Source organism: Bacillus sp. JJ1127 (assembly GCF_036965845.1).
Lineage (GTDB): Bacteria > Bacillota > Bacilli > Bacillales > Bacillaceae_G > Bacillus_A.
The window spans coordinates 2939-3308 of sequence record NZ_JBALQK010000158.1 but is presented as its reverse complement, the minus strand read 5'-3'; the positions used below and the strand labels follow the sequence as shown (position 1 = coordinate 3308).

Annotated in this window: 1 protein-coding gene; it reads left to right on the top strand. The window is 29.5% G+C overall.

All coding sequences use genetic code 11. The features are described 5' to 3' along the window. Nucleotides 1–188 precede the first annotated feature (188 nt). A partial coding sequence (locus V7183_RS16035; protein ID WP_335360150.1) for a DUF4004 family protein occupies nt 189–370 on the top strand: 182 nt, incomplete at its 3' end.

Genomic DNA, 370 nt, shown 5'->3' with positions numbered 1-370 from the left:
ATTTTTATAATATATGGTTTAAACCTTAATAAATAAGGGTTCTTTCGATTTTTAATAAAATCTGAAAGGGCCTTTTTTGTATGGAATCAAAGTTCGATTTTGAAGGGGGTTACGCACATTTTTATAAATACCCATTTACGACGTAACAGTGTTATGTTACATTGTTATTAGGAAGGAGTGTTATACAGTTGAGTACGGATTTAATTTCAAAAAAGGATTTATTGGAACTGACTGGTATTTCATATGGACAGTTATATAGATGGAAAAGAAAAAATTTAATACCGGAAGATTGGTTTGTAAGGAAATCGACTTTTACGGGCCAAGAAACATTTTTTCCGAAAGAAAAGATATTAGATCGTATTGATAAAAT